Below are 21,545 nucleotides of genomic sequence, written 5' to 3'. Positions count from 1 at the left end.
GGTTACCGGAACGAGGCCAACTTCATCGCGATGATCTACCTGATCGGCAGCCCGGTGGGCCGCCTGCTGGATCAGGCCAAATCCACATGAAACGACGAAGAACCGAAAAATCCGGTACGGGCTGGCCGATGTCGACGCTCATGCAAAACTCCTTGAATGCGGGATGGCAATCAACGTTATCACGCCGATTACACGCAAGTGGCCGGCGCGTGTCAAAAAAGCGTGTTTCCGCTCGGTGCCTGCTCAAGTCGCAGCGCTTTGCGCTGTACAGGCTTTCACCGCCTGAGTACCATTTACCGTGGAGCCGCCGCGCGTGGCACTCCGCCGCCGGCGTGGCTTTTTGAATTCCATGCGCGCGCCCCGTATTCGGCGGCGCGTCCCCCCTTTTGCGTGAGGTACAAGCGGATGATCACAGGCAGCATTGTCGCTCTGGCGACGCCGATGAAGGTCAATGGCGACATCGACTGGGAGGCGCTGCGCCGCCTGGTGAACTTCCATCTGGAAAACGGCACCGACGCCATTGTTGCGGCAGGCACCACCGGCGAGCCGACGACCATGTCGTTTGCCGAGCATTTCGACGTGATTCGCACCGTGGTGGAGCAGGTCAACGGGCGTATTCCGGTGATTGCCGGCACCGGCGCCAACGCCACTTCCGAGGCCGTGGAGCTTGCCCGCTACGCCAGCGAAGTCGGCGCCGATTACTGCCTTTCGGTATGCCCGTACTACAACAAGCCGACCCAGGAAGGGCTTTATCAGCATTTCAAGGCGGTCGCCGAGGGCAGCAACCTGCCGGTTATTTTGTATAACGTCCCCGGGCGCACCTGTTCGGATCTTTACAACGAGACGGTGATGCGTCTGGCCGAGGTGGACAATATCATCGGGCTGAAAGACGCCACCGGTAACCTGGAGCGCGCTGAAGACCTGATCGCGCGGCTGAAAGGCAGCGGTTTTATGCTCTACTCCGGCGATGACGGCACGGCCTGCGATTTCATGCTGATGGGCGGTCACGGCGATATTTCAGTGACGGCCAACGTCGCACCGCGCGCCATGCATGAGCTGTGCACCGCAGCGGTGGCCGGCGATGCCGACGCCGCGCACGCAATCAACACCCGGCTGATGCCGCTGCACACCAACCTGGGCATCGAAGCCAACCCGATTCCGGTCAAGTGGGCGCTTAACCGTATGGGCTACGCCGACGCCGGGGTGCGCCTGCCGCTGACGTGGCTTTCGGAGAAATATCACGCCACCATCAGCGAGGCGCTGCAGCTGGCCGGCGTGATCGACGACTGATGCCGCGGCAGACGCAACCTGCACGACCCTGGCACCACCGGCGCGGTGTACTGGAAACGCCCCGCGCCGGTAGCGCCTGGTCCCACGGAATTCGCTTAACGCATAAGGTGGCTGGATGAACGCTGCGCTCAAATGGATACCGCTGGCTCTGGCAGGCGCAGTCGCGCTTGCCGGCTGCGCTCGGGAAGGTTTTTACGATGACCGCAACCTCGACTACGTCGACTCGGCGCCGACGCCACCGCTGACGCTGCCCGATACCCGAGATGCAAGCCGCGTACAGCCGGCGCTGCCCATGCCGCCCGGAGACGGCTCGGCGTCGGCGCGCCCGGATACGCCGGTAGAAGCCCGCGCGCCGCGCCCGCTGACCGCCGCCCGGGGCATGGAGGAAGGGTATGTAACGTCCCGCCGCGTCAACGATAGGCGCTGGCTGGTGGTGGCGGATGATCCGGCCGGGGTCTGGCCTCGGCTTGAGCGCTTTGCGCGCACGCGGGCCGGCGGCATTGAGCGCAGCGTGCCCTCGCGCGGGGTGCTGCAAACCGGCCAGGGAACGCTGCGACTGGATAACGCCGTGCGCCCCGGCGCCAGCGAAGTGCACTGCGAACGCGCCGGCCAGTCGCAGGGGGACTGCCTTGAGCGCCTTGAGCGTTATCTGCGCCGCCGCGGCGGCGGCGAGGATACGCTTTCTTCACTCAACGCCCGCCGGGTTGAAGAGCAGCTTGCCGTACAGCTGGTGCGCACAGGCGACGAGGTGAGCGTGCGCATGCCGTACTCTGCGGATCGCGCCTGGGCCGAAATCGCCTACTATCTGGCGCTGGACTTCAACAAGCCCGGCGAGCGCGAGCTTTTGGCCAGCGATCCCGAGCGCCACGCGTTTACCGTGCGCTATTTGACGCTGGATCACCGTCGCCAAGGGGTGCTGGCCCAGCTGAACCCCTTCGCCGATGACGACCCCCGGCGGGTGCGTCTGGTGCTGGAAACCCAGGGCGACAAAAGCCGGCTGCGCGCCCGCAGTGTCGGCCAGCAAGCGCTCAGCGTTGACGCCCGGCGCGAGCTGCTGGAGCGCGTGTCCGGCTATCTACGTTAAGTTAAGATGCCATCATTTGACCGCGTCGAGCTGCTGTGTCGACGCAAGAGGACGTACCATGGAAAAGCGCCAGGAACTCTACGCCGGCAAGGCCAAGTCTGTTTACACCACCGACGCTGCTGACCGGCTGGTGCTCGAATTTCGCGATGACACCAGCGCCTTTGACGGCAAGCGCAAGCAAGCCCTTGAGCGCAAGGGCATGGTCAACAACGTGTTCAACGCGTTTATCATGGAGCGCCTGGAAGACGCGGGGATTCCTACCCACTTCGACAAGCGCCTGTCCGCGACCGAAAGCCTGGTCAAGAAAATGGACATGATTCCGGTGGAGTGCGTGGTGCGCAACGTGGCGGCCGGCGGGCTGGTCAAGCGCCTGGGCGTTGAAGAGGGCACGGCCCTGAACCCGCCCACCTTCGAGCTGTTCCTCAAAGACGACGAGCGCGGCGACCCCATGATCAACGAGTCGCTGGCCGAGACGTTTGGCTGGGCGACGCCTGAGCAGCTCACGCGCATGAAAGCGCTGACGTTCAAGGTCAACCACGTGCTCAAGCAGCTGTTTGCCGAGGGGCATCTTTTGCTGGTGGACTACAAGCTGGAGTTTGGCATCCACGAAGGCCAGGTCATTCTCGGCGACGAGTTTTCCCCGGACGGCTGCCGGCTGTGGGATGCCGATACCCGAGAAAAACTGGACAAGGATCGTTTTCGCCAGGGGCTTGGCGGGGTGATCGAGGCCTACGAAGAAGTCGGCCGGCGCATCGGTATCACGTTTCCCGAGGCCTGACGCCAGGGGAGCCCGGTAACGTTTCAATGGCCGCTATTCTATGGCTACTACCGCCAAGGTAGTGGCCATTTTTGTGTCTGTGAGAACGCCTGTATGAGCGTCAGCGCCGGGGTCGGGCGCAAGCGCCTGAAACTTCACGTCCACGTCGCGCAGGCGCACGCCGTAAACTCGCTCGGGCTGGGCCTGGCCGTGGCGGTAGGCCGGCCGCGGATCCTGGCGCAGCACCTGTGTGATCAGCGCTTCAAGGGAAGCGCCGTCGGCGCGCCGCTCAATAGCGGCGCAGGCGGCGGGATAGAACACCACTTCGACCGCCGGCGGCGGTGCCGGGGCAAAGCCGGCCCGGGCCTCGGGGCGGGCTTCAAGCCAGGGGATATACGGCTTGATGTCCACCACCGGCGTGCCGTCGACCAGGTCACAGCCGCCGAGCACCAGCTGCACGCCGCCCTCCGCTTCCACCCGCTCAAGCTCGACCAGCGACAGCCCCAGCCGGTTGGGGCGGTTGGGGCTGCGGCTGGCAAATACGCCGACCTTGCGATTGCCGCCCAGGCGCGGCGGGCGTACCAGCGGGGCGAAACGCGCGCTGCCCGGCGCCTGGTGGAACACAAACGTCAGCCACAGATGGCTAAAGGCATCCAGGCCGCGTACCGCCAGCGGATCGTTGAACGGTGCCGCCAGCGTAAGCGTCGTTTTTGCCGCCGGCGCCAGGCCCGGCTGGCGGGGCACGCCGAACTTGTCCGGGTAGTCGCTGGCGACCCAGCCGATCGGGCGCAGCGGCCAGCCATCAGGCGCGGAAAGCAAAGGGGAGCAGGGGTCGTGCATGCGTCGCTGCCTCGCGGCGGGCGGGCGTTGCCCGGCCGGCCAAAAAGGAAGAAAAGGTGAAGGCGGGCCCAGTATAAGGTACGTTGGTGGATCGTTGGTAAAAGAGAGGCATGTCGTATGGCGAGGTTTTGTGCGGACAACGGCCAGACCGGCACGGCCGCGGGCGGCAGCGCAATGCCGCGCATGATCTACCGCGAGGCGCTGGCGCGCGATGCGGCCGACCAGGCCGAAGTGTTTTATCACGCCGTTATGCAGGGTGCTGCGGGCCATTACTCGCTGACCCAGCGTCGCGCCTGGGCCGGCGTGCTGCCGCGCAAGGCCAGCGCCTGGGCGGCCCGGCATTCGCTTTACACAACGCTGGTGGCGGTGTGTGACGGGCGCTGCGTGGGCTTTGTCGAGCTGGATACGGCAAGTGCCAGAATCGAAACGCTGTACGTTTGGCCGTCCCTTGGCGGGCGCGGTATCGGCACGACGCTTTTGATCCACGCCGAGCGCCTGCTGGTCGAGCAGGGCCGCGATGTCGTTGAGATCGAAGCCAGCCTGACGCTGGTTGAGCGCCTGGAGCGCCGAGGCTGGGAAAACCTCGGCGAGCAGCGGGTTGAACGCGGCGGAGAAAAGCTCAAGCGTTACCGGTTGCGCAAGCGCCTGCGTGCCGTGGAAACCTGACCCGGCACGCGGGGCGATCAGGCCGCGTTTTGCTCCACCAGGCGCATGGATAGATCAACGGCCTTGATGTCTTTGGTCAGCGCGCCGCTGGAAATGCAGTCGATGCCGGTATCGGCAATGGCGCTGAGCGTGGCGTCGTCGACGTTGCCTGATGCTTCAAGTACGGCGCGGCCCGCGGTGCGGGCGACGGCCTCGCGCAAATCCGTCAGCGAAAAATTGTCCAGCATGATGGTATCCGCGCCGGCGGCCAGCGCCTGGTCCAGCTCGTCGAGGGTTTCTACTTCTACCTCCACGTCCAGCTCGCCTGACAGCTTGCGCGCCTGCTCCACCGCCGCCTTGATCCCGCCGCAGGCGGCAATGTGATTTTCCTTGATCAAAAACGCGTCCCACAGGCCGATGCGGTGGTTATGGCCGCCGCCGCAGGTCACCGCGTACTTCTGCGCCAGGCGCAGGTTGGGCAGCGTCTTGCGCGTATCCAGCAGGCGCACGCCGGTGCCGTCGAGCATATCAACGTAGTGCCTTGTGGCCGTGGCCGTGGCCGACAGCGTCTGCAGCACGTTGAGCGCGGCGCGCTCGCCGGTGAGCAGGCTGCGCGCCGGGCCTTCCAGAGTCAGAAAGCACTGGCCGGCAGCGAGACGATCGCCGTCGGCCGCCTGCCAGCTGAGCGATACGCGGCTGTCCAGCCGGCGGTATATTTCGTCGACCCAGGCCACGCCGCACAGCACGCAGTCTTCCCGGGTGATCACCCGGGCGCTTGCCCACTGCGATTCGGGAATCAAATCGGCGGTGATATCGCCCGGGCCGAGGTCTTCGGCCAGCAGATGAGCGGCGCTTGAGCGTATCTCTTCAGCAAGAGCGGTGTAGTAATGCATGATGGCTGGCCTTCCCAAACGGTACTAAAGCGATTGGATAAACCGCCATTATAGGCCACTGTGGCCGCAGGAAAACAAGCATGATACCCCTTCAACATCGGGCGAAAAGCCCGTGCCATCCGCCATAAGGAGGCCGTGTGAGCCAGACACATCACGCCGCGGGCCGGTGGCCGTCGGCCCGCTGGGTGGCGTCGCCCAACGCCGATGCGCGCCCTGCCGATGAAGTTTCGCTGATCGTGCTGCATGCCATCAGCCTGCCGCCGGGGAAGTTCGGCGGTGACGCCATCGAAGCGCTGTTTACCAACCGGCTGGACGCGGATGCCCACCCGTTTTTTGCGCACATTGCTGACCTGCGCGTTTCGGCACACTTTTTAATTCGTCGGGACGGCGCCTGCGTGCAGTTTGTCGAACCCGAGCGCCGGGCCTGGCACGCCGGGCGTTCCTGCTGGCGCGATCCGCAAAGCGGCACGCTGCGCCGGGCGCTCAACGACTTTGCCGTGGGTATTGAGCTGGAAGGCGACGACGACACGCCTTTTCGCCGCGCCCAGTACGCCCGGCTTGCCGAGCTGATTGGCTGGCTGCGCGTGCGCTATCGCTCGCTCAGCGCGGGGCGAATGACCGGCCATGCCCATGTAGCGCCGCTACGCAAGACCGACCCCGGCCCGGCGTTCGACTGGGCATACCTTGACCGAGCGCTGGTGAAAAACGGCCTGGCGGGTCTGTAAAACAAGTAGTTTAACTACGCATCGGTTGATTTATAACGCCGAGCGCTGTGCGCTGAAAGGGCTGACTGCCGCCGCAAAGGACGGGCAGAAACCGAAGATTTTATGGTGAGAAGAATTGGCAAAGCAGCGGCTTTACGGTATCGTTTTTCCCAGAAAATACGTTCTTTTCCTATCTTTGTGTAGATTTACTACATTTTGCCGAACGCCATCTATTGAATGTAGAATGGTTTTCCATTTTGCGCTGGCAAGGCGCGCCGGCGAACGCAGGCCTGTGGTGGCATAACGACTACCGCGGCCACCCGGGCCCCCGGTTTGCGGGGCCACCGTCATTTATCGTCATTCGGAGACCTGTATGAGTCTGGAGACACGAGAAGATCTTGACCCGGTCGAATCCACAGAGTGGCTGGAAGCTCTGGAATCGGTGCTGGATCGTGAAGGCGAGGGGCGTGCCCGCTACCTGCTGACCCGCCTGGCCGATCGCATGCGCCAGGATTCCGGCGTGGCGCCGTTTTCGGTGACAACCCCGCATCGCAACACCATTCCGCCGCATCGCGAAGCGCGCATGCCGGGCGATCTGGACATGGAGCGTCGGATTCGCTCGCTGATCCGCTGGAACATGGCGGCCATGGTCACCCGGGCCAACAACCGGAATCCGGGGATCGGCGGCCACCTGGCGAGCTTTATGTCGGCGGCCACGCTCTACGACGTGGGCTTTGGCCATTTCTTCCGCGCCCCCCACGGCGATCACCCCGGCGACCTGGTGTATATCCAGGGCCACAGCTCGCCGGGCATCTACGCGCGCTCTTTTCTGGAAGGCCGCTTGAACGAAGCGCAGATGGATCGCTTCCGCGAAGAGGTGGACGGGGACGGCCTGTCGTCCTACCCGCACCCCTGGCTGATGCCGGACTACTGGCAGCTGCCCACGGTGTCCATGGGGCTCGGTCCGATCATGTCCATCTACCAGGCGCGCTTTATCAAGTACCTGCACAATCGTGACCTGCAGGACATGAAGGATCGCCAGGTCTGGGCGTTTCTCGGCGACGGCGAGTGCGACGAGCCGGAAACTCTCGGCGCTATCCACCTTGCCAGCCGCGAGAAGCTCGACAACCTCAACTTCGTGATCAACTGCAACCTGCAGCGCCTGGACGGCCCGGTGCGCGGCAACCAGAGCATCGTCACCGAGCTTGAGGGCATGTTCCGCGGTGCCGGCTGGAACGTCATCAAAGTGATCTGGGGCCGCAAGTGGGATCACCTGTTTGAGAAAGACAAAAGCGGCATGCTGCAAAAGCTGATGGACGAAACCGTCGACGGCGAGTACCAGAACTGCAAGTCCAAGGGCGGCGCCTACACCCGCGAGCACTTTTTCGGCAAGTATCCGGAAACCGCCGAGCTTGTCGCGGACATGACCGATGAGGAAGTCGGCCAGCTCGACCGCGGCGGCCACGATCCGGTCAAGGTGTACTCGGCCTACTACGAAGCGTTCCACAACGCCAACGAGCGCCCCACGGTGATTCTTGCGCATACCGTCAAGGGCTACGGGCTGACCGCCGAAGGCGGTGAGGCCGACAACGAAGCGCACCAGATCAAGTCGATCGACGACATCGACGTCATGAAAAAGGTTCGCGACCGTTTCGAGATTCCGCTGACCGATGAGCAGCTGGAAAAGGAAATGCCGTACTACCGGCCGGACGAGGACGCGCCGGAAGTCAAGTACATGAAGCTGCAGCGCGAGCGTCTGGGCGGCCACCTGCCGACGCGTCATGCAGACTTCGAGGCCATTGACATCCCCGGCCTGGACGACAAGATCTTTGCCTCGCAGCTGGCAGGCTCCAAGGGCCGCGAGTTTTCCAGCACCATGGCGTTTGTGCGCATCCTGAACGGTTTGATCAAAAACAAGCAGTTCGGCAAGCGCGTGGTGCCCATCGTGCCCGATGAGTCGCGCACCTTCGGCATGGAAGGCATGTTCCGCCAGTTCGGCATCTACGCCGCCGAAGGCCAGAAGTACGAGCCCATGGACAAGGGCCAGCTGATGTACTATCGCGAGTCCCAGTCCGGCCAGGTGCTGCAGGAAGGCATCACCGAGGCAGGGGCCATGTCCTCGTGGATTGCCGCGGCCACGTCCTACAGCAACAACGGCCTGCCGATGCTGCCGTTTTACATCTATTATTCGATGTTCGGCTTTCAGCGCATCGGGGATCTGGCCTGGGCGGCCGGCGACATGCAGGCCCGGGGCTTTATGGTCGGCGGCACCGCCGGGCGCACCACGCTCAACGGTGAAGGCCTGCAGCACCAGGACGGCCACAGCCTGATTCAGGCATCGACCATCCCCAACTGCCGCAGCTATGATCCGACCTATGCCCACGAAGTCGCGGTCATCGTCCAAAACGGCCTCAAGCGCATGTACCAGGACAAGGAAAACGTCTTCTACTACATGACGGTGATGAACGAAAACTACGAGCACCCGGCGCTTGACGAGGTGCCCGCCGACGACATCATCAAGGGCATGTACCTGCTGGGCCATACCCAGGGCAAGAAGGGCAAGGGCCACGTTCAGCTGCTGGGTTCGGGCACCATTCTGCGCGAAGTCGAAGCGGCGGCCGAGCTGCTTGCTGAAGACTGGGGCGTGGGCAGCAACACCTGGAGCGCGACCAGCTTCAACGAGCTGCGCCGCGAGGCGCTGGAAGTCGATCGCCAGGCGTTTCTCAAGCCCGATCAGGAGCCGGCCAAGCCGCACGTTACCGCGTGTTTGGAAGGCCGTCAGGGCCCGGCGATTGCCGCTACCGACTACATGAAGCTCTACGCCGATCAGGTGCGCGCCTGGGTGCCCATGGACTATCATGTCCTCGGCACCGACGGCTACGGCCGCTCCGATTCCCGCGAGAAGCTGCGCCACTTTTTCGAAGTGGACCGCTACTTTGTCACCGTAACGGCGCTGAAAGCGCTGGCCGACCGCGGCGACATCGAGCGCAAGGTCGTGGGCGAGGCGCTGAAAAAGTACGGCATCGATGCCAGCAAGCCCAACCCGCTGACCAGCTGATCCGCTGCCCGGCGGGGCACCCCCCGCCGGCTCGACCCGATTTGGAAGGAGCGCGACCTTGAGTAGCGAAAACATCAAAGTGCCCGACATCGGCGGCGACGATGTCGAAATCATCGAGATTGCGGTGTCGGAAGGCGACGTCATCGAAGCGGAAGACGCGCTGATCACCCTGGAGTCCGACAAGGCCAGCATGGACGTACCCTCGCCGAAAGCCGGCAAGGTGCTCAAAGTGCTGGTGAAAGAGGGCGACACCGTCTCTGAAGGCGACGACATCGTCGAGCTGGAAGTTGAAGGCGGCGAAGACGCCGGCGACGACCAGGCCGAACAAGCGCCGGCGAAGAAAGAAGCGTCGGCGCAAAAAGAAGCGCCGAAGCAGGAAGACGCGCCGAAAGAAGACGCGGCACCGACGAAAAAGGCGGCCGGCGGCAAGCAAACCGTCGACGTGACAGTGCCGGACATCGGCGACAGCGCGGAAATCATCGAAATCGCCGTAAGCGTTGGCGACGAGATCGATGCCGAAGACGCGCTGATTACGCTGGAATCCGACAAGGCCTCCATGGACGTGCCCAGCCCGCATACCGGCAAGCTGGTTGAGCTTTCCGTAAAGGTGGGTGACAGCGTCTCCGAAGGCGACGTGATCGGCCAGATGGAAGTCGAAGGCGAAGGCGGCGACGCGGCCGAAGACGCTTCTCAGGACACGTCTGCCGACGACAGCGCCTCGGCGGCCAGCCAGAGCGAGCCGGAAGCGGCCGACGAAGACGAGGATGACGGCGATGACGGCGAGCCTGCGCGTCAGGAAATCCGCGTGCCGGACATCGGCGACAGCGCGGAAATCATCGAAATCGCCGTAAGCGCTGGCGATGACATCGAAGAAGAAGACGCGCTGATTACGCTGGAATCCGACAAGGCCTCCATGGACGTGCCCAGCCCCTACAAGGGCAAGCTGGTGGAAGTCTCCGTGAAGGTCGGCGACAGCGTGTCCGAAGGCGACGTGATCGGCATCGTCGAAGTCGCCGGCGCGAAGAAAAAGCCTGCGCCGAAAAAGCAGACCGAGCAGAAGCAGTCCGAGCAGAAAAGCGCGCCGGAAAAACAGGCCGCGCAGAAGCCCGCGTCCGGCGCCGACAAGCCGGCCGCCGCGCCCAGTGCTGCGCCGGCCAAAGACGGCAAGCGCGTACACGCCGGCCCCGCCGTGCGCATGCTCGCCCGGGAATTCGGCGTGGATCTGGCCCAGGTGCCGCCCACCGGCCCGAAAGACCGCGTGCTCAAGGAAGACGTGCAAGCGTTCGTCAAAAAGGCGCTGTCCGGCCAGGCGCCGGCCACCGCCGGCGAGCAGGCCCCGGCCGCCGGAGGCAGCGGCATTCCGCCGATCCCGGACCAGGACTTCAGCCAGTTCGGCGAAGTGGAAGAAAAGCCCATGGGCCGGCTGATGAAAATGGGCGCAACCAACCTGCACCGCAGCTGGGTGAACCTGCCCCACGTGACGCAGTTTGACGAGGCCGATATCACCGAGCTGGAAGCCTTCCGCAAGTCGATGAAGGCCGAGGCCGAAGCCCAGGGCGCGAAGCTCACGCCGCTGCCCTTTCTGGTCAAGGCGTGCGCCTTTGCGCTCAAGCAGTTCCCGCAGTTCAACGTCAGCCTCAAAAGCGACGGCGAAACCGTGGTGTGGAAAAAGTACGTTCATATCGGCATCGCCGTGGACACGCCGGACGGCTTGATGGTGCCGGTACTGCGCGACGCCGACCAGAAATCGCTTTTGGAAATCGCCCGGGAAATGGCTGAGCTGGGCAAAAAAGCCCAGAGCAAAAAGCTCAAGCGCGAGGACATGTCCGGCGGCTGCTTTACCATCTCAAGCTTGGGCTCGATTGGCGGTACGGCGTTTACCCCCATCGTCAACGCCCCGGAAGTCGCCATTCTCGGCGTTTCCAAAGCGCAGACCAAGCCGGTGTGGGACGGCGCCGAGTTCCAGCCGCGCCTGATGATGCCGCTGTCGCTGTCCTATGATCACCGTGCGGTCAACGGGGCGGACGCGGCGCGCTTTACGGTGTTTTTGTCCACCGTGCTGACCGACATCCGTCGCCTGCTGCTGTAAGCCATGCCGGCGACGGGGACGCAAACGGCGCCTGCGGGCGCCGTTTTTATGTGGTCATCGGCAAAGTGCTGCCCTGTCGCGGCGCTACGCCCAATGGACCGTTGTGCCATCACGGCGCCGCCGTTATTGTCGGTGTCCAGCTTTTTTACGACGACCTTTTTTGCTCATTCAAGGAACAACGACGATGCGATTGATTCTTCTAGGCGCACCCGGCGCAGGTAAAGGCACCCAGGCGCAGTTTATCTGCGAGCGCTACAACATCCCTCAGATTTCTACCGGCGATATGCTGCGTACCGCGATCAAGGAAGAAAGCGAGCTGGGGCTCAAGGTCAAAGACATCATGAACAGCGGCGGGCTGGTGTCCGACGACATCATCATTGATCTGGTCAAGGAGCGCATCAGCCAGCCGGACTGCGAAAACGGCTTTCTCTTCGACGGGTTTCCGCGGACGATTCCGCAGGCTGACGCCATGAAGGAAGCCAACGTAAAAATCGACCACGTGTTGGAAATCGCCGTGGCGGACGAGGAAATCGTCAACCGCCTGGCCGGCCGCCGGGTGCATCCGGCCTCCGGGCGCACCTATCACATCGAGCACAATCCGCCCCAGGAGCCGGGCCGTGACGATGTGACCGGCGAAACCCTGATTCAGCGCGAAGACGATCAGGAGTCGACCGTGCGTAACCGCCTGGCGGTCTATCACGACCAGACCGCGCCGCTGGTGGCGTACTACCGCCAATGGGCCAAAGAGGACCCGGAAGCCGCGCCGGAGTATCACCGCGTGGAAGGCGTTGGCAGCGTTGAGGAAATTACCCGCCAGGTGACCCGCGCACTGGACCAGCAGACGGCATAATGGCACGTTATCTGCTGGCTCTGGACGCTTCGTCAAGCGCGTGTTCGGCGGCGCTTTGGCAGCAAAGCAGCGAAGGCGAAAGCTGTCTGGCGCGCTTTGCTCTGACGCCTCGGGCGCATACCCGGCGGCTTTTACCCATGGCGGACGAAGTGCTGGCCCAGGCCGGCATTGCGCCGAACGCGCTTGACGCGGTGGCCTTCGGCCGCGGGCCCGGCTCGTTTACCGGGCTGCGCATTGCCGCCGGCACCGCCCAGGGGCTGGCGTTTGGCCTCGACTGCCCGCTGATTGGGGTGTCTACGCTGGAAGCGCTAGCCCTTCAGGCGCATCGCCGCTTTGGTGCGCAGCACATCGCCACGCTGATCGATGCGCGCATGCACGAGGTCTACGCGGGATTTTGGCGCTGCGTAGACGGCCGCGTTGAGGCCCTGAGCGAAGAAGCGGTGCTGGCCCCCGAGCGCCTGGCCCTGCCCGATGCGGCCGGCGAGCGCTTTGCCGCCGTGGGCTCTGCCATGGCGCTGGCGGATGAGTTTTCTGCTGCGTTCAATGCGCGCCTTGCGCCGCTGGATACCGCACTGGATGACGGCCCGCTGGAGCCGCGCGCCGAAGAAATGGCCTGGCTTGCCGCCCGGGATTTCGACGCCGGCCGAGGCCAGCCTGCGCACCTGGCCCAGCCGGTGTATTTGCGCAATGAGGTGGCGTGGAAAAAGTCGGCGGCGCAGCGCCTGCCATGACGGCCGCCGGACTCGCGCTTGAGCGCCGCGCCCAAGGGTTGGTGCTTGTCGGCGATGAAGCGCGCGACGGTAAGCCGCTGTATGTGGACTTCGTTGGCGGCAAGGCTGGCCATCGGCGCCGTTTCGGCGGCGGGCGCGGCCAGCTGATTGCCAAGGCCTGCGGACTGGCCAAGGGCGTGACGCCAAGCGTAGTGGACGCCACCGCAGGACTGGGCCGCGATGCTTTTGTGCTGGCAAGTCTGGGCGCGCCGGTGCTGCTGATTGAACGTGTGCCGGCGATTGTTGCGCTGCTGGCCGACGGCCTTGAGCGCGCCGCCGGCGATGCCGACACCGCCGAGATTGCCGCGCGCATGCAGCTGGCGCCGGGCGATGCCGCCGCCGAGCTGAGCGCGCTGGTGGCCGCTGCCGGCTTTGCCCCTGAAGTTGTGCACCTGGACCCGATGTTTCCCCACCGCGAGAAGTCTGCGCTGGTGAAAAAGGAGATGCGCCTTTTTCGCCGGCTGGCCGGCGACGACGCCGACGCCCCGCGGCTGCTTGAAGCCGCACTGGATGTAGCCACCCACCGGGTGGTGGTCAAGCGCCCGCGTAAGGCGCCGGCTGTCGAAGGCCCCAGGGTCGCGCATACCCTTGAGGGCAAGACCAGCCGCTATGACATCTATGTGCACCGCTCGCTGCGCCCGGGGCGCTAGCCCAATACAGCCGCTGTGGCAGAGCGGGGATTGTGGGGGGCGGTCTTGATGCATCGGGCGGCTAGCGGCGGGGCTTGGCTTTTTTGTTCGCCTTGGCCTGCTTGGGCCGCGGTTTGGGCTTGCCGCCGGATGCCTCCGAGGGCACGCGATAGTGCAGGTATACGTCCAGCACCAGCTCGGGCAGCTGGGCGGTCAGCGCTTCCAGACGCCGGGCGTCGCCGGCCAGCTCGGCGATATCCGGCTCATCGTCGAACAGGCCCGAAAGCAGCATAAACGGCAGCAGCAGGGCAGCGGCGGCTTCGTCGTCGTCGGCAAACCAGGCACTTTCATCAAGGAAGACGCCTTCCATAAAGCCCGCACACCAGTCGCCAACGGGCGTTTCTTCCGGGGGCAGCCCGTCAAGCACCAGCTCGAACGGCAGCTCGGGAAGCCTGCCCTGTTCCAGCAGCGCCATGGCGTTATCGCGCAGCGCGGCCAGCAGGCCGGTTATGTCGTCACGCTCCGTTTGGTCGGCGTAGGCTGGCTCACCTTGAAACAGCTCGGCCTGCCACTGTTCGTCGGGCACATGGCAGGGAGCCACGGCGAGCGCCACCATAAAGCCGTGGGTTGAAATCAGATCCAGCGCGTCCTCGTCTACCCGGTCGGAATCCAGAAATTCATCCAGCCGTTCAAGGGCTTCATCGTTTACTAGCGGCTCGGGGACGGCAGCGGCGTTATCGGAATCAGACATGGAAAGCCTCGTGGAATGGCGTAAAACGATCACTATCAGGCCGGCCAGTTTAGCACCAAATGCGCCGCGGCCTCTGTGCCGCCGGGTGAATGACGCGCTGGCGGAGCGAATTCGGCGGCGGGCGTTACCGCTTTCGGTGATGCAGTAACACGCGGGTTTTTTGCCCCGGCCTGCATCCGAGATTGACGCATAAGGTACTGTTATTAAAATAATAATTTTAATACCAATGTCTAAGAGGAAGGGAGCGCTACCGAGGTTTATGCTAGGGGGAAACACAACAACCAAGCATTGCCGTTAAACGCCGCCGCCGTCGTTGATGACACGGCCGCAGCCGCGGCTACGACGCCGCAGGCGAACGTTTACAAGGCAATGTGTTTTCACGGAGAGGCCACCATGAGCGAACAACCACAAGTCCATCCGGTGCGCGATGAATTCGCCGCCAACGCCTGGGCCGACAAAGCGCAGTACGAGGCCATGTATCAGCGCTCCATTGAAGACCCCCAAGCCTTTTGGGCTGAGCAGGCCGAACGCCTGGAATGGATCAAGACGCCGACCCGGATCAAAAACACGTCGTTTGACCGCGACAACGTGGATATTCGCTGGTTTGAAGACGGCGAGCTTAACGTAGCCGCCAACTGTCTGGACCGGCACCTGGCCCATCGCGGCGGCGAAACCGCCATCATCTGGGAAGGCGACGATCCGGCGGATTCGCGCCATATTACCTACGCCGAGCTTTACGAACGCACCAATCAGGTCGCCAACGCGCTCAAGGAAATGGGCGTGGGCAAGGGCGATACCGTAACGCTTTACATGCCGATGGTGCCCGAGGCCGCAATGGCGATGCTGGCCTGCGCGCGTATCGGCGCGGTGCACTCGGTTATCTTCGGCGGTTTCTCGCCGGATGCCATTGCTCAGCGGGTGGTCGGCGCGCAGTCACGCGTTATCATCACCGCTGATGAGTCCGTGCGCGGCGGCAAACACGTGCCGCTCAAGGACAACGTCGACGCCGCGCTGACCCGCGACGGCACCGACGTCTGCGAACACGTCATGGTGGTCAAGCGTACCGGCGGCGATATCGACTGGCACGATCATCGCGATACCTGGTTCCACACCATGGTCGACAAGCAGGCGCTGGAATGCCCGGCTGAGACCATGAACGCCGAAGATCCGCTGTTCATCTTGTATACCTCCGGCTCTACCGGCGCTCCCAAGGGGCTTAAGCACACTACCGGCGGCTACCTGACCTACGCGTCGATGACTCATCAGTACGTCTTCGACTATAAGCCGGGTGAGGTGTTCTGGTGCACCGCCGATGTGGGCTGGATCACCGGGCACAGCTATATCGTCTACGGGCCGTTGGCCAACGGCGGCACTACGCTGATGTTTGAGGGCGTGCCGACCTATCCGTCCCACGGGCGCATAGGCGAAATCGTCGACAAGCACCAGGTTAATATTCTCTACACGGCCCCTACCGCCATTCGTGCGCTGATGGCCCACGGCGACGAGACCATGCACTCCAGCCATCGCGACAGCCTGCGTCTTCTGGGTACGGTGGGCGAGCCGATCAACCCCGAGGCCTGGGAATGGTTCTATCGGGTGGTGGGAAAAGAGCGCTGCCCGATTGTGGATACCTGGTGGCAAACCGAAAACGGCGGGATCATGATTGCGCCGCTGCCCGGGGCCATAGATCTCAAGCCCGGTTCGGCAACCAAGCCGTTTTTCGGCGTGCGGCCTGCGGTAATGGACAGCGACGGCAACGTGCTGGAAGGCCAGGCCGAGGGCAATCTGGTGATTCTGGATTCCTGGCCGGGCCAGGCACGCTCCATCTGGGGCGACCACGAGCGCTTCGTCAACACGTATTTCTCGACCTACGACGGCGTGTATTTTACCGGCGACGGCTGCCGCCGCGACACCGACGGCGACTACTGGATTACCGGCCGGGTAGACGACGTGCTCAACGTGTCCGGCCACCGCATGGGCACCGCCGAAATCGAATCGGCGCTGGTTGCCCACGACGCCGTTGCCGAAGCCGCCGTGGTGGGCTATCCCCACGACATCAAGGGCCAGGGCATCTACATCTACGTGACCCTGACCGACGATTACGAAGCCTCCGACGAGCTCAAAAAAGAGCTGATCCAGCAGGTGCGCAAGGATATCGGTCCGATCGCCTCGCCGGATGTGATTCAGTGGGCGCCGTCGCTGCCCAAGACCCGCTCGGGCAAGATCATGCGGCGCATTCTGCGCAAGATCGCTGCCAACGAATGCGACGGCCTGGGCGATATCAGTACGCTGGCCGATCCCAGCGTTGTCGACGAGCTGATCGAGCATCGCGCCAACCGCTAAGCGGCTGCCATTTTTGCCCATCCTGACCCGTGCCGGCCTCGTGCCGGCACTGCTGCGTAAGGGCGCCTGCGACGATGCCGTCGCACCGCTAAAAAATGCGCCGGGCGGGCCTGGTATCCTTGGGCAGAATAAAGCCCTTGGGGTACCATCGGGCGAGTGCCGCGCCGTTTGCGGCGCGACACTCACCGCAGGCGCGCCGCGTTGCGACGGCAGGCACCTGGCGGCCGCTCAAGGACCCGGAGGAAACCCCATGGCTATTGCCCATAAGTTCATCGTTGCCGATGACCACCCGCTGTTTCGTGCAGCGTTGACCCAAGCGCTGCGCCAGCTAACGCCCCAGGCAGAAATCGTCGAAGCCGATACCATGGAAGCCACCACGGAGGCCGTTAATCGGCATCCGGATGCCGACCTGGTACTGCTGGATCTGCACATGCCCGGCGCCAACGGCTTTTCCGGGCTGATTCAGCTGCGCGGGCAAATGCCCGATATTCCGGTGGCCGTCATCTCCGGCAGCGATGAACCCTACGTGGTGCGCCGAGCGCTGGACTACGGCGCGTCGGGCTTTATTCCCAAGTCGTCCTCCTTGGCGCTGATTGCCGAGGCGGTAAGCGAGGTGCTTGACGGGGAGGTCTGGCTGCCCGAGGCGCTTTCCGGCGTGCTGGATGACGCCAACGAAGAAGAAGCACGCTTCGCCGAGGCCATTGCATCGCTGACGCCCCAGCAGTTTCGCGTGCTCAATATGCTCACCGAGGGCCTGTTGAACAAGCAAATTGCCTATGAGCTCAACGTGTCCGAGGCCACCATCAAGGCCCACGTCACCGCTATTTTACGCAAGCTCGGCGTGCACTCGCGCACCCAGGCGGTCATTGCCGCCCAGAAACTTGAGGTAGATCCGCCCCGGGTTGAATCTTAAGGCCCGCAGCTAGTCGTTTGGCTGTGCGCCACGGCTGGCCTGCAGCGTGCGGGTCAGCAGCGCACGCAGCGCCGCCGGGCGTACCGGCTTTTGCAGCAGATGATAGCCGGCACGGCGCACCTCATCGGCGACGCTTTCGGTGCGGTCTGCGGTGATGACAATGCTGGGCACCTCGCCGTGCTGGCGCTCGGCCAGCGCGTCCAGCGCCATCAGCCCTGTGACTTCGTTGTCCAAATGATAGTCGGCGAGTATCGCATCCGGATCGCCTTCCATATTGCGCAGAATCGATTTGGCGCCGCCGATGCTGGTGGCGGTGAATACTTCGCAGCCCCAGCCGCCGAGCATGGCGGCCATGCCTTCTAAAATCAGCGATTCGTTGTCGATGCACACAATGCGTGTGCCGGCCAGCTTGTTGCCGGCGCGGCGGCGGGGTTCGGACGTTGGGTTCTCCACCTGCCGGGCAGCCACGACCGGCACGCTGACGCTGAACACGGTGCCCGCGCCGACCCGAGAGCGCACGGTGATAGGATGATCCAGCACCCGGCTCATGCGCTCGGCGATGGACAGGCCAAGCCCCAGACCCTTCTCGCTTTCACGGTGGCGTGAGGCCTGATCCAGGCGGCGGAATTCTTGAAAGATTTCTGCCTGTTTGGCCTCGGCAATGCCCGGGCCGGTGTCCCAGACCTCAATGCGCAGCCGCTGCCCCGCGCGTCGGCAGCCCAGCAGTACGCGCCCCTCCCGGGTATAGCGCAAAGCGTTGGAAAGAAAGTTCTGCACAATGCGGCGCAGCATCTGGGCGTCGGAATCTACCCACTGGCGAGTGGAAACGACGGTCAGGTCTAATCCGCGCTCGGCGGCCATTACCTCGAACTCGGCGCGCAGCGGGCGGAAAATATCGGCCAGAGCAAAATGGCTGCGCCGAGCGGTCAGAGCGCCGGCATCGAGCTTGGAAATATCCAGCAGCGTGCCCAAAAGCTCCTCGGCGGCCTGCAGCGAGTTGTCGATATGACCGATGGTGTGCCGGTCGTTTTGCGCTTCGCTGCTCTGTGCCAGCGCCGAGGTGAACAGCCGCGCGGCGTTGAGCGGCTGGAGCAGGTCGTGGCTGGCCGCGGCGAGAAAGCGGGTCTTGGAGGCGTTGGCATCCTCGGCCAGCTGCTTGGCACGAAAAAGCTCTTGGGTGCGCTCGTCCACCCGCTCTTCCAGGGTTTCGTTGGTTTCCTGGAGGGCGAGCTCGGCCTGGCGGCGTTCGGTAATATCCTGGTAGAGCGCGAAAAAGCCAAGAATAGCGCCGCTGTCATCGAAGTGCGGCGTGTAGGTCACCAGCATGTAGTGGCGCTCGCCGCCGATGGGCATGGCCAGTTCAAAGCTGACCCGTTCGCCGGCAAGCGTTTGGCGGATCCAATCGGCGCGTTCGCGGGCTTTGTCAGCGGGCATGACATCGGCAAAGCGCCGGCCGATCACGGCGTGGCGATCCACGCCAAAGGCCTGCTCGTAGGCGCGGTTGGTAAACAGGTAGCGGCAGTCCTTGTCAAAATAGGCGATCAGCGCCGGCACGTTGTCGGTGTAGATGCGGATGTTGTTTTCCGAACGAATCAGCGCCTCTTCGGTGCGCTTTTGCCGTGTAATATCCTGGTAGGTATAGACAAAGCCGCCGCCGGGCATGGGGTTGCCCTGCACTTCCAGCACGCTGCCGTCCTGGCGGTAGCGCACGTAGCGGTGGGGCTGGCCTTCGCGAATATTGTCGAGCAAAAGCTCTACGTGCTCTTCCGGGTCGCCCGGGCCGTACTCACCGCTGTGGGCGTTATAGCGAAAGATGCGGTCGATGGGCGCGCCCACCCGGATCAGATGATCGGGAAAGTGAAACAGCTCCAGGTAGCGCCGGTTCCAGACCACCAGCCGCATGTGCTGATCGACCACGCTGATGCCCTGGCGGACGTTTTCGATGGTGGCCTGAAGCAGCGCGCGATTGAACTCAAGTACCTGGGAGGCCTCATCGACAATGGAGATCACATCGGAAATGCCGATGCCGCGGCCCTGCAGCGCCGAGTTGACCACGATACGTGCCGAAGAGGCGCCCAGCACCGATGCCAGAAAGCGCTCGGTAAACTGAATGACGTCAATGGATGCCCGGGCGTCGTCGGCAAGGTCGGTGCCGCCGCGCCGGGCGAAGTCGCCAAAGGCGCGTGCTACCTGATCGGCGCCGAGAAAGCGTTCGCACAGCGCTTTTAGGTCCCCCACCGTGGTTGCCCCCAGCCAGGGGCGATTGATCGAGGTCTGGCGGGTTTCTACGCTGTCAACAAACAGCGAGGCCTGGATGCGCTCGACGACCCGCTGAGCGCTCAGCTGGGAGATAAAGATATAGCAGAAAAGGTTGAGCCCCAGCGAGAGCATGACGCCGTGGGTAAAAGGATCGCCCAGCGGCAGGCCAAACAGCGCGGTAGGCGAGAGCCAGCCGATGCCCAGCGGCCCGGCGGTTATCCAGCCGCCGGGCAGCACGCCGGCATTCACAAGCGCAGGCCCCAGCAGGCTATAGGCCCAGACGGCAAAGCCCACGCTTAGCCCGGTGCTAACGCCCAGCCAGTTGCCGCGCTTCCAGTAAAGCCCGCCGATCAAGGCCGGGGCAAACTGGGCGACGGCGGCGAACGAGAGCATGCCAATGGAGGAAAGCGAGGTAAATTCGGCCAGCAGACGGTAGAAGCCGTAGGCCATGACCAGTACGGCCACGATGGTAAAGCGCCTGACGCGCAGCACCAGCCGGCCATAGTCGCGTGCCTGGGTATCAAACCAGCGCAGGCGAAAAAGCGCGGGAATGACGATTTCGTTGGACACCATGATCGATACCGCCACGGTGGCGACCAGCACCATGCTGGTGGAGGCGGAAAAGCCGCCGATGAAGGTAAGCAGCACCAGCCAGTCGTGGTCGGACGCCATGGACAGCGCCAGCACATAGGTGTCGGGCTGGATGTCGGTGCCGCCAAACAGCCACAGCCCGGCCCCGGCCAGCGGTAAAACAAAAAACGCGACCGCCGCCAGGTACAGCGGAAACAGCCAGCGCGCTCTGCGGGCATCGTCGGTATGGGTGTTTTCCACCACGGCCACATGAAACTGGCGCGGCAGGCAAAAAATCGCCAGCATGGCCAGCAGCGTCTGGGCCCAGAAGCCGTGGGCGAAATCCTGTTCGGCCAGCTGACGCTCAAGGCCGAGCTGGCCGTCGGCGTAGTGCACCAGCTCGCCGAGCCCGTTGAACATCCCCCAGGTGACCACCGCGCCGAGAATCACAAACGCGGCCAGCTTGACCAGTGATTCGAACGCTACGGCGTGAATCAGCCCTTCGTGGTGCTCGGTGGCATCGGTATGACGCGTGCCGAAAAGAATGGCAAACAGCGCCATCACCGCGGCAATGTAAAAAGCAGCGTCGCCAAAAAGCGGTGCACGGGTGGCGCTGGCGCTGTCGGTCAGAATGCTGAACGACGAGGCTACGGCTTTAAGCTGCAGGGCGAGGTAGGGCAGCGTGCCGATGAGCGCGACCAGGCTTGCAAACACCGCAAGCGACTGGGTCTTGCCATAGCGTGAGGCAATGAAGTCGGCAATGGAGGTGATGTTTTGGTGCTTGGCGACGCGAATCATTTTCGCCAGCACCGGCCAGAACAGCAGAAAGGTAAGCACCGGGCCGACAAAAATACTGGCAAACGACCAGCCGGAAGTAGCGGCCTGGCCTACCGCTCCGTAAAACGTCCAGGAGGTGCAATAAATCGCCAGCGCCAAGCTGTAGATCAGCGGGCGGCGCCGGCTGGCGCCGTGGGTGCGCGCCCGGCGGTCGCCGTACCAGGCAATACCGAACAGCACCGCGATGTATAAAAGCGATACCGCAATGAGTAGCCCTGCGTAAAACATCGAACGCTCCCGCCGTGGCGTACGGCGGCCGGACC

General features: G+C 63.6%; 16 protein-coding genes. 12 read left to right on the top strand and 4 right to left on the bottom strand.

Annotated elements, in window-relative coordinates:
- Positions 1–405 precede the first annotated feature (405 nt).
- The 3 genes from dapA (at position 406) to purC (ending at position 3,152) form a co-directional block, all read left to right on the top strand.
- A complete protein-coding gene (gene dapA / locus ABD654_RS08355) occupies positions 406–1,290 on the top strand; it encodes a 4-hydroxy-tetrahydrodipicolinate synthase (protein ID WP_344704161.1) in 885 nt (294 codons plus the stop codon).
- 115 nt (positions 1,291–1,405) lie between these two features.
- Positions 1,406–2,374: a lipoprotein, NlpB gene (locus tag ABD654_RS08350; protein ID WP_344704159.1), complete on the top strand. Its 969-nt coding sequence runs from the start codon at positions 1,406–1,408 to the stop codon at positions 2,372–2,374.
- A 58-nt stretch (positions 2,375–2,432) separates the two neighbouring features.
- A complete protein-coding gene (gene purC, locus ABD654_RS08345) occupies positions 2,433–3,152 on the top strand; it encodes a phosphoribosylaminoimidazolesuccinocarboxamide synthase (RefSeq protein ID WP_344704157.1) in 720 nt (239 codons plus the stop codon).
- Between the two features lie 33 nt (positions 3,153–3,185).
- On the opposite strand, the gene tsaA is transcribed toward purC, so the two are convergent.
- Positions 3,186–3,971: a tRNA (N6-threonylcarbamoyladenosine(37)-N6)-methyltransferase TrmO gene (tsaA, locus tag ABD654_RS08340; protein ID WP_344704155.1), complete on the bottom strand. Its 786-nt coding sequence runs from the start codon at positions 3,969–3,971 to the stop codon at positions 3,186–3,188.
- Positions 3,972–4,145: 174 nt separating this feature from the next.
- Here tsaA and ABD654_RS08335 point away from each other — a divergent pair, with 174 nt between their 5' ends.
- On the top strand, positions 4,146–4,637 hold the full coding sequence (locus ABD654_RS08335; protein WP_344704167.1) for a GNAT family N-acetyltransferase: 492 nt from the start codon (positions 4,146–4,148) through the stop codon (positions 4,635–4,637).
- Positions 4,638–4,654: 17 nt separating this feature from the next.
- Here the strand turns inward: ABD654_RS08335 and nadC are convergent, their stop codons facing one another.
- Entirely contained in the window at positions 4,655–5,509 is an 855-nt protein-coding gene (gene nadC / locus ABD654_RS08330) for a carboxylating nicotinate-nucleotide diphosphorylase (protein ID WP_344704153.1), read from the bottom strand.
- A 137-nt stretch (positions 5,510–5,646) separates the two neighbouring features.
- On the opposite strand from nadC, the gene ampD reads away from it, so the two are divergent.
- The 6 genes from ampD to ABD654_RS08300 all read left to right on the top strand — a co-directional run bounded on the left by ampD (position 5,647) and on the right by ABD654_RS08300 (position 13,630).
- On the top strand, positions 5,647–6,234 hold the full coding sequence (gene ampD / locus ABD654_RS08325; RefSeq protein WP_344704151.1) for a 1,6-anhydro-N-acetylmuramyl-L-alanine amidase AmpD: 588 nt from the start codon (positions 5,647–5,649) through the stop codon (positions 6,232–6,234).
- Positions 6,235–6,586: 352 nt separating this feature from the next.
- Positions 6,587–9,271: a pyruvate dehydrogenase (acetyl-transferring), homodimeric type gene (gene aceE / locus ABD654_RS08320; protein WP_344704149.1), complete on the top strand. Its 2,685-nt coding sequence runs from the start codon at positions 6,587–6,589 to the stop codon at positions 9,269–9,271.
- Positions 9,272–9,329: 58 nt separating this feature from the next.
- Positions 9,330–11,360: a pyruvate dehydrogenase complex dihydrolipoyllysine-residue acetyltransferase gene (gene aceF / locus ABD654_RS08315; protein WP_344704147.1), complete on the top strand. Its 2,031-nt coding sequence runs from the start codon at positions 9,330–9,332 to the stop codon at positions 11,358–11,360.
- Between the two features lie 184 nt (positions 11,361–11,544).
- Entirely contained in the window at positions 11,545–12,210 is a 666-nt protein-coding gene (adk, locus tag ABD654_RS08310) for an adenylate kinase (protein ID WP_344704145.1), read from the top strand.
- Positions 12,210–12,941: a tRNA (adenosine(37)-N6)-threonylcarbamoyltransferase complex dimerization subunit type 1 TsaB gene (tsaB, locus tag ABD654_RS08305; protein WP_344704143.1), complete on the top strand. Its 732-nt coding sequence runs from the start codon at positions 12,210–12,212 to the stop codon at positions 12,939–12,941. The genes adk and tsaB overlap by 1 nt, the downstream gene beginning before the upstream one ends.
- Positions 12,938–13,630, top strand: a complete 693-nt coding sequence (locus tag ABD654_RS08300) for a class I SAM-dependent methyltransferase (RefSeq protein ID WP_344704165.1) — start codon at positions 12,938–12,940, stop codon at positions 13,628–13,630. Before tsaB ends, ABD654_RS08300 begins: the two co-directional genes overlap by 4 nt.
- A 61-nt stretch (positions 13,631–13,691) precedes the next feature.
- Here ABD654_RS08300 and ABD654_RS08295 read toward each other — a convergent pair whose 3' ends face one another.
- A complete protein-coding gene (locus tag ABD654_RS08295) occupies positions 13,692–14,360 on the bottom strand; it encodes a YecA/YgfB family protein (RefSeq protein ID WP_344704141.1) in 669 nt (222 codons plus the stop codon).
- 393 nt (positions 14,361–14,753) lie between these two features.
- Between ABD654_RS08295 and acs the strand changes: the two genes are divergently transcribed.
- Complete coding sequence (gene acs / locus ABD654_RS08290; RefSeq protein ID WP_344704139.1) at positions 14,754–16,703, top strand: acetate--CoA ligase; 1,950 nt, start codon at positions 14,754–14,756, stop codon at positions 16,701–16,703.
- A 250-nt stretch (positions 16,704–16,953) separates the two neighbouring features.
- On the top strand, positions 16,954–17,616 hold the full coding sequence (locus tag ABD654_RS08285; protein ID WP_344704137.1) for a LuxR C-terminal-related transcriptional regulator: 663 nt from the start codon (positions 16,954–16,956) through the stop codon (positions 17,614–17,616).
- A 9-nt stretch (positions 17,617–17,625) separates the two neighbouring features.
- On the opposite strand, the gene ABD654_RS08280 is transcribed toward ABD654_RS08285, so the two are convergent.
- The gene (locus tag ABD654_RS08280) at positions 17,626–21,510 is read right to left on the bottom strand and encodes a PAS domain-containing hybrid sensor histidine kinase/response regulator (protein ID WP_344704135.1); all 3,885 of its coding nucleotides are present in this window, start codon (positions 21,508–21,510) and stop codon (positions 17,626–17,628) included.
- Between the last annotated feature and the right edge of the window lie 35 nt (positions 21,511–21,545).

This window comes from Halomonas cibimaris, assembly GCF_039537045.1.
GTDB lineage: Bacteria > Pseudomonadota > Gammaproteobacteria > Pseudomonadales > Halomonadaceae > Vreelandella > Vreelandella cibimaris.
This window is presented reverse-complemented; position numbering and strand designations above follow the sequence as displayed.